At 64.0% G+C, this 8,373-nt stretch carries 3 protein-coding genes and 1 pseudogene; 3 read left to right on the forward strand and 1 reads right to left on the reverse strand.

Annotated features, from left to right (window positions below; genetic code table 11):
* Positions 1-182: 182 nt before the first annotated feature.
* A pseudogene (locus tag QSV36_RS19285) lies at positions 183-3,167 on the reverse strand (sensor domain-containing protein); the annotation flags it as partial.
* Positions 3,168-4,258: 1,091 nt separating this feature from the next.
* On the opposite strand from QSV36_RS19285, the gene QSV36_RS19290 reads away from it, so the two are divergent.
* From QSV36_RS19290 to gdhA, 3 genes are all read left to right on the forward strand, one after another.
* Positions 4,259-4,657, forward strand: coding sequence for a hypothetical protein (locus QSV36_RS19290; protein ID WP_289133767.1), 399 nt, complete (start codon positions 4,259-4,261; stop codon positions 4,655-4,657).
* Positions 4,658-4,945: 288 nt separating this feature from the next.
* A complete protein-coding gene (gene ettA / locus QSV36_RS19295; protein ID WP_186673876.1) occupies positions 4,946-6,613 on the forward strand; it encodes an energy-dependent translational throttle protein EttA in 1,668 nt (555 codons plus the stop codon).
* Positions 6,614-6,925: 312 nt separating this feature from the next.
* Positions 6,926-8,266 carry an NADP-specific glutamate dehydrogenase gene (gene gdhA, locus QSV36_RS19300; RefSeq protein WP_289133768.1) on the forward strand — a complete coding sequence of 447 codons (1,341 nt, stop codon included), beginning with the start codon at positions 6,926-6,928 and terminating at the stop codon, positions 8,264-8,266.
* The last annotated feature ends 107 nt before the right edge of the window (positions 8,267-8,373 follow it).

Below are 8,373 nucleotides of genomic sequence, written 5' to 3' on the forward strand. Positions count from 1 at the left end.
GGCGGGGATCGGAGTTGACTCTGAGGTCCGTTTTCCAGGCATGGGGCCCAGGCCCCGCCACGGGCTTCTGCAGGAGCGGCTTCAACCGCGATCACCGGCAAGCCGGTGCCAGCCGCCGCGTCGCCTGCATCACGGACAAATCCGCTCCTACAAGCGTCCGCGTATGCCAGGAGCGGGCAGGCTCAATTGAACATGAACAAGGTCTCGTTGGCGAATTGCGCCTCGAACTGATGTGCCGGCATCGGCCGCCCGAACAGGTAGCCTTGCACTTCGTCGCAGCCATGCTCGCGGAGGAATTCCAGTTGCTCGTGGGTTTCCACGCCTTCGGCGATCACCGCCAGGTTGAGGCTGTGGGCCATGGCGATGATCGCCCGGGCAATCTGCGCATCCTGCTCGCCTTCCGGCAGGCCGTCGACGAAGGTGCGGTCGATCTTCAGCACGTCGATGGGGAACTGCTTGAGGTAGTTCAGCGACGAATAGCCGGTGCCGAAGTCGTCCACCGCGATGCTCAAGCCAAGGTTTTTCAGGCCGGCCAGAATCTGCAATGCTTCGTTCACCTCGCGCATCAGGATGCTTTCGGTCAGTTCCAGCTCCAGGCACGCCGGTGGCAGGCCGGTTTCTTCCAGGACCCTGGCGATGCGCGTGCCCAGCTGGCCGTCGGAAAACTGCCGTGCGGAGATGTTCACCGAAACCTTCGGCACACGCACCTTGGCCTTGTGCCAGGCCTTGAGCTGGCGGCTGGCCTCGCGCAGCACCCAGTCGCCCACGTCGACCACCAGGCCCAGTTCCTCGATCACCGGGATGAAGTCGCCCGGCGGCACCAGGCCGCGGGTCGGGTGGCGCCAGCGCAGCAGGGCTTCGGCGCCGGTCAGGCGCTTGCCGTCGCCGCTGAACTGCGGTTGGTAGTAGAGGATGAACTCGTTCTGCTCCATGGCGTGGCGCAGGTCGCTTTCCAGTTCCAGGCGCTCCAGGGCGCTGGCGTTCATCTCGGCCTGGTAGAACTGGAAGTTGTTCTTGCCGCGTTCCTTGGCGTGGTACATGGCGGTGTCGGCGTTTTTCATCAGCTGGCTCAGTTCGCTGCCGTCCTGCGGGCTGAGGGCGATGCCGATACTAGCGGTGACGAAGAACTCGCGGTTCTCCAGCACGAACGGCCGCACCAGGCTGGCGAGGATGTTCTCGGCCACATGAATCGCGCGGTTGAGCGCCATCTCGCGGGTAGCGCGTGGTTGCAGCAGCAGGGTGAACTCGTCGCCGCCCATGCGCGCCACGGTATCGTCGTCGTCCACGCAGGCCAGCAGGCGCTGGGCCATGTCCTTGAGCATGCGGTCGCCGGCGGCGTGGCCGAGGGAATCGTTGATCGGCTTGAAACGGTCCAGGTCGAGGAACATCAGCACCACCCAGGCCTTCTGCCGTTCGGCCTGCTGCAGGGCGTTGTACAGGCGGTCCTGGAACAGCGTGCGGTTGGGCAGGTGGGTGAGGGCATCGTAGTAGGCCAGGCGGTGAATGCGCTGTTCGCTGGCCTTGCGCTCGCTGATGTCGGTGAAGAAGCACACGTAGCTGGCGAGGTCGCCTTCGTCATCCAGCACCGCAGTGATGCCGACCCAGGCCGGGTAATGGTCGCCGTCGCGGCGCTTGAGCCACACTTCACCTTCCCAGCTGCCGCGCTGGTGCAACTGCTTGACCACATAGCGCAGGTGGCCTTCCTGCTGCTCGTCGACGGTGAGCATGCCCGGCAACTGGTCGAGCACCTCGCTGACGGCGTAGCCACTGACGCGACTGAACGCCTCGTTGGCCTGCACGATATAGCCGGCCGGGTCAGTGATGAGAATCGCCGAGGTCGAATGCTCGAATACCGTCGCAGCCATGCGCAGGTCTTTTTCGGCGCGGCGTTGCTGGCTGATGTCGCGGCCCACCCCGAGTACGCCTTCGAAGTGCTGGTCATCGTCCCACACCAGCACCAGGCGCAGTTCGATGGGGATCTTGCGGCCATCGGCGCGCAGGCAGTCGAACAGGAACAGCTGGGTCGGCAGCTGGCTGCGCAGCAGGGCCAGCTGCGCGGGATCGCCCATGGCCTTGCTGACACGCTCCATCAGGCTGTAGATGCCGGTGAGCTGTGCCGGGTTGGCGATGATCGACTGCCAGCCGTTGCTGAAGATCCAGTCGGCCTGGTAGCCCAGCACGCTCTGCACCGAGGGGCTGACGTAGTTGAGCTGGAGCAGGTTGTCGGTGGAGAAGATCACGTCGCTGATGCTTTCGGCGAGCATGCGGTAGCGCTGCTCGCTGTCGCGCAGCGACTGGCTGGCCTCGATCTGCACCGTCACGTCCTTGCCCACGCCGATGATGCGTGTGACTTGGCCATCGGCGTCACGGGTCAGCACCTGTTCGCGAATGTCGTAGCAGCGCCAGCCGCCATCGCGGTGGCGGAAGCGCAGCTGGCAGTGCAGCGGCTGGTCATGGCCGCTGTCGCGCTGTTGCTGGCGCAGGGCCTGGTAGTGCGTGGCGTCTTCGGGGTGCAGCAGCAGCTCCCAGAATCGGTCGCCCATCTGCGCCAGCTCGGTACGGTCGTAGCCCAGGGTCTGGCCGAGATGGCGGTTGCTGAAGATCATCCGCTGGCTGAGCACGTCCTGCACGTACAGCTGGTCAGGCACGGTGCGCACCACGTCCGACCAGAAGCTTTCACGCTCCAGCAGCGACAGCTCCACCTGCTTGCGGCTGGTGATATCGCTGATGCTGAGGATCACTGCCTGGTAATCACGGCGCTGTTGCGGCAGACGGGCCATCAGCCACAGGTGCAGCTCGCCGCCCAGCGGGGCCGGCAGGCGCACTTCCAGCTCCAGCGACGGGCGTTGCTCGATCAGCGCATCGATCAGCTGCATGCCCACGCTGTCGCGCCCGTCGCCGGTGCCTTCGATCAGGCGCTGCCAGGCCCCTTCATGGCACTCGATGTTCAACAACTGGCGTGCCACCTGGTTGATCTCGGTGATCTTCAGCTCCAGCAGCAGGGAGCGGCGCAGGCTCGGGTCGAGGGCCAGGCTGTGCTTGAGCGCGGCGCGGTTGCGCAGGTGGTAGCGGTCGAGTTGACCGGGCAGGCTGGACAGGTCGAGCACACACAAGGCCACGCCGGTGCCCTCGAAAATTTCCTGGTAGCGCCGGCGGTCTTCCTGCAGCGCCCGTTGGCGACGGCGCATGTTGATCAGCGCCAGAACCGGCAGCATTGCGCAGAGCAGCACCAGCAGGCATTTGCCCAGCAACGCGGGCAGCAGCGTCTGGCGCGCCAGCTTGGCGTCGAATAACCCGCGAAGTTGCCAGGTGCTGTTGTCGACGAAGGCCAGCATCACGCTCTGCAGTGGCGCGTTGCTGGTCGGGGTTGGCGCATGGCGTTGCAGTATCTCGCCGCTGCGGCTGTTTTCCAGCAGCCATAACGGCCGGCTAGGGCCATCCAGGTAGGTGACGAGGGGCCGGTAGTACGCTGGCGCCAGGCGCAACAACCAGGAGCCACCGTCGTCGTCGGCCTGGCGCAGTATCAGGTAGACGGAGCTGTTGTCGGGCGAGTTGCTGAACAAATACGGGTGGCCCTGGCTCAGATTGAGCAACTCGTCAATCAACTGGCGGTCAGGGCTGCCGGACAGGCTGTCGGCCTGCACCTGCCCGGCAGCGTCCAGCCAGGCCAGGCTCTGCAGGTCCGGCAGGTGCCCGCGCAGGCTGGCCAGCACGCCGGGCAAGGCTTTCGGCGCCGGTACATTGGCGTAGGGCTGTAGCACATTCACGGCCTGCTGCGCCTTGAACGCCAGGTTCAGGCCCAAGTGGTCGGCCAGTTCGGCGGTGCCTTCCAGGGTTTTCTTGCGCAGGTCGGCCTGGGTATGGCTGAACTGGGCGAACAGTTGCCACACCAGCAGCCCCAGCAGGATCAGGGCCAGTAGCGCCAGCGCACCCTTGATCGACCCGCGCAGGGAGCCCGCAGGCGCTTGTGGCGCGGAACGCAATGACGGCGGATGAGTAAGATTGGTCAAGCGTTGATCCTGCGATTGGGCTGGCGATGGCAGGGGTTAATGATGCACGGTATGTGCCGGTGTCTGGTTGCCAGACCGCAGTGGCGCACTATAAGGCCGGACACCCGAAACGGGCTAGCATGCCTAGGATTATGGCAAAGTGCCAGCCGATATGACCGATGGTGCCGGCCCGCTGGTTCGGCAAGCCCCTGCGACCTGTGCGAGAATAGCGCCCGCTTCACATGACAACGCATCGGAGATGTTCGGTTTTGGTTACTCACTTTTCCACCAATGGCCTCGATTCCGCCTGCGGGCGCAGCAGTCAGACCCTTGTCAGCACTGCCGTGACCGAGGACGTATCGTGCAAGTCCTGCCAGCGTTCGCTGAGCAAACCCGAGGTGGCCACCGCCGCCAAGAGCAAGAGCCCGTCGCTGGCTGAACTGCGCAAGACCGCCAAGGCGGCAGCAGAACCGGCAGTTGCCGTAGCCGCGGCCAGCAAGCCGGCCGCCAAGGTGGTCAACGTGCCTGCTGCCCAGCTGGCCAAGGTGGCGCAACAGCCGGCCCGTGCCGGTGGCTTCAGTGTCAAGGCAGCCTGGGCCGCGCGCCTGGCAGAGCAGGGCGAGCGTTGCCGGCTGCCACGCGGCAAGGCCAAGCAGCGTCACGTCTGAGTCATCTGCAGCTGTACCGGCCCTTTCGCGGCTAAAGCCGTTCCCACCGGGATCATCACTGCCTTCGAGAACTGTGCAGTACCTGTGGGAGCGGCTTTAGCCGCGAAGAGGCCGGTACAGGCAATAGGTTCCCCCGATCCCCCCCCACCATCCGCCCCTGCTATGCAACGCTGCGCGTTGGCGTAGAATGGTCGACTTTGTTCAATGACACCCCGTAAACACATCCCCCTGGCCAGCGCGCCGGGGCGATCGTCGATGTCTTTACCTATCTGATTAGAGGGCTTGGTTTTGGCTCAATACGTCTACACCATGCATCGGCTGAGCAAGGTCGTGCCGCCGAAGCGGGAAATTCTCAAGAATATTTCCCTGTCGTTCTTCCCGGGCGCCAAGATCGGCGTGCTCGGCCTGAACGGCGCCGGTAAATCGACCCTGCTGCGGATCATGGCGGGCGTCGACAAGGAATTCGACGGCGAAGCCCGTCCGATGCCCGACATCAACGTTGGCTACCTGCCGCAGGAACCGCAACTGGACCCGAACAAGTCGGTGCGCGAAGTGGTCGAGGAAGCGGTCAGCGTGATCAAGGACGCCCAGGCACGCCTGGACGAGGTCTACGCGGCCTATGCCGAACCCGATGCCGACTTCGACAAGCTGGCCGCCGAGCAGGCCAAGCTCGAAGCCATCCTGCAGGCCGCCGACGGCCACAACCTGGAGCGCCAGCTGGACGTTGCCGCCGACGCCCTGCGCCTGCCGGCCTGGGATGCGCGCATCGAGCACCTGTCCGGTGGTGAAAAGCGCCGTGTGGCACTGTGCCGCCTGTTGCTGTCGGCCCCCGACATGCTGCTGCTGGACGAACCGACCAACCACCTGGACGCCGACTCGGTGGCCTGGCTGGAGCGTTTCCTGCACGACTTCCCGGGCACCGTGGTAGCGATTACCCACGACCGTTACTTCCTCGACAACGTCGCCGGCTGGATCCTGGAACTGGACCGCGGCGCCGGCATCCCGTACGAAGGCAACTACTCGGGCTGGCTGGAAGCCAAGTCCGAGCGCCTGGCGCAGGAATCGAAGCAGCAGAGCGCCCATGAAAAGGCCATGAAAGAGGAACTGGAGTGGGTGCGCAAAGGCGCCAAGGCCCGCCAGTCCAAGTCCAAGGCCCGTCTGCAGCGCTTCGAGGAAATGCAATCGCAGGAATTCCAGAAGCGCAGCGAAACCAACGAGATCTACATCCCGGCCGGTCCGCGCCTGGGCGACAAGGTCATCGAGTTCAAGAACGTCACCAAGGGCTACGGTGACCGCGTGCTGATCGACAACCTGTCGTTCTCCATGCCGAAAGGCGCCATCGTCGGCGTGATTGGTGGTAACGGTGCCGGTAAGTCGACCCTGTTCCGCATGCTGATGGGCAAGGAGCAGCCGGACTCGGGCAGCATCGAGATCGGTGAAACCGTGCAGCTGGCCTGCGTCGACCAGAGCCGTGAAGACCTGGACGGCAGCAAGACCGTGTTCCAGCAGATTTCCGATGGTTCCGACGTGATCCGCATCGGCAACTACGAGATCCCGTCGCGTACCTATGTGGGCCGCTTCAACTTCAAGGGTGGCGACCAGCAGAAGTTCGTCAAGGACCTGTCCGGTGGTGAGCGTGGCCGCCTGCACCTGGCCCTGACCCTGAAGGAGGGCGGTAACGTCCTGCTGCTCGACGAACCGTCCAACGACCTCGACGTCGAAACCCTGCGTTCGCTGGAAGAAGCCCTGCTGGACTTCCCAGGTGCCGCGATCGTGATTTCCCACGACCGTTGGTTCCTGGACCGTGTGGCCACCCATATCCTGGCGTACGAAGACGACTCGAACGTGGTGTTCTTCGAAGGCAACTACACCGAGTACGAAGCCGACCGCAAGAAGCGCCTGGGCGATGCTGCTGCCCAGCCGCACCGTGTACGGCACAAGAAGCTGGCCCAGTAAGCCGGATTCTGCTGCACAACAATGGGGCCCTTGGTGGCCCCATTTTTGTGCCTGGCTGGAAAGTGGTGCTGGCTTCTTCGCGGGTAAACCCGCTCCCACAGAGAACCCACAGCCTTGGGGCTTATGCAGCCCCCCTATGGGAGCGGGGTTACCCGCGAAAAAGCCAGCACTGATGGTTGGGTTGTATACAGTTATAGAAAACGCACCAAATAATTTCAAAAAAACGACATTTTGCCCTGTTCCGGTGCGATTGCTTCTTGGTACATTCCTGAAAAAACCAAAAAGTCCAATCCTCTTGGTGAGATGTCTACCATGATCGAATCTGTCGACAATTTCCTCGCACGCCTGAAGCAACGCGACCCGGCCCAGCCTGAATTCCACCAGGCGGTGGAAGAAGTACTGCGCAGCCTGTGGCCGTTCCTCGAAGCCAATCCCCATTACCTGCAAGCCGGCATTCTGGAGCGCATGGTCGAGCCGGAGCGCGCCGTGCTGTTCCGTGTGTCCTGGGTCGATGACCAGGGCAAGGTGCAGGTCAACCGCGGCTACCGCATCCAGATGAGCAGTGCCATCGGCCCGTACAAGGGCGGCCTGCGCTTCCACCCGTCGGTCAACCTCGGCGTGCTCAAGTTCCTGGCGTTCGAGCAGGTGTTCAAGAACTCCCTCACCTCGCTGCCCATGGGCGGCGGCAAAGGCGGCTCGGACTTCGACCCGAAAGGCAAGAGCGACGCCGAAGTGATGCGCTTCTGCCAGGCGTTCATGAGCGAACTGTACCGCCACATCGGCGCCGACCTGGACGTGCCTGCCGGTGACATTGGCGTGGGGGCCCGCGAAATCGGCTTCATGTTCGGCCAGTACAAACGCCTGGCCAACCAGTTCACCTCGGTGCTGACCGGCAAGGGCATGACCTACGGCGGCAGCCTGATCCGCCCGGAAGCCACCGGCTACGGCTGCGTGTACTTCGCCGAAGAAATGCTCAAGCGCCAGGACAAGCGCATCGACGGTTGCCGCGTGGCGATTTCCGGCTCGGGCAACGTGGCCCAGTATGCGGCGCGCAAGGTCATGGACCTGGGCGGCAAGGTCATCTCGCTGTCCGATTCCGAAGGCACCCTGTATGCCGAAGCCGGCCTGACCGACGCCCAGTGGGATGCGGTCATGCAACTGAAGAACGTCAAGCGTGGCCGCATCAGCGAGCTGGCCGCCCAGTTCGGCCTGGAGTTCCGCAAGGGCCAGACCCCGTGGAGCCTGCCGTGCGATATCGCCCTGCCATGCGCCACGCAGAACGAGCTGGACGCCGAAGACGCGCGCACCCTGCTGCACAATGGCTGTGTCTGTGTGGCCGAGGGCGCCAACATGCCTACTACCCTGGCGGCTGTGGATATATTCCTCGAAGCCGGCATCCTTTATGCCCCGGGCAAGGCCTCCAACGCCGGCGGCGTCGCCGTGTCGGGGCTGGAGATGTCGCAGAATGCCATGCGCTTGTTGTGGACCGCCGGCGAGGTGGACAGCAAGCTGCACAACATCATGCAGTCGATACACCATGCGTGCGTGCACTACGGCGAAGAGGCCGATGGCCGGATCAACTATGTGAAGGGTGCGAACATCGCCGGCTTCGTGAAAGTGGCGGATGCGATGCTGGCGCAAGGCGTGGTCTGATTCCAACGTGCCGGGGCCGCCTCGCGGCCCTTTCGCGGCGCAAGGCCGCTCCTACAAGCGCCGCGGTCAATCAGCTTGTCGCGGTCTGCTGTGGGAGCGGCCTTGCG

The sequence above is a fragment of the Pseudomonas sp. BCRC 81390 genome, assembly GCF_030341915.1.
GTDB lineage: Bacteria > Pseudomonadota > Gammaproteobacteria > Pseudomonadales > Pseudomonadaceae > Aquipseudomonas.

What these genes read in the sequence shown, in the direction of transcription:
- gdhA (WP_289133768.1), top strand. Translation starts at nt 6,926, where the DNA reads ATGATCGAATCTGTCGACAATTTCCTCGCACGCCTGAAGCAACGCGAC.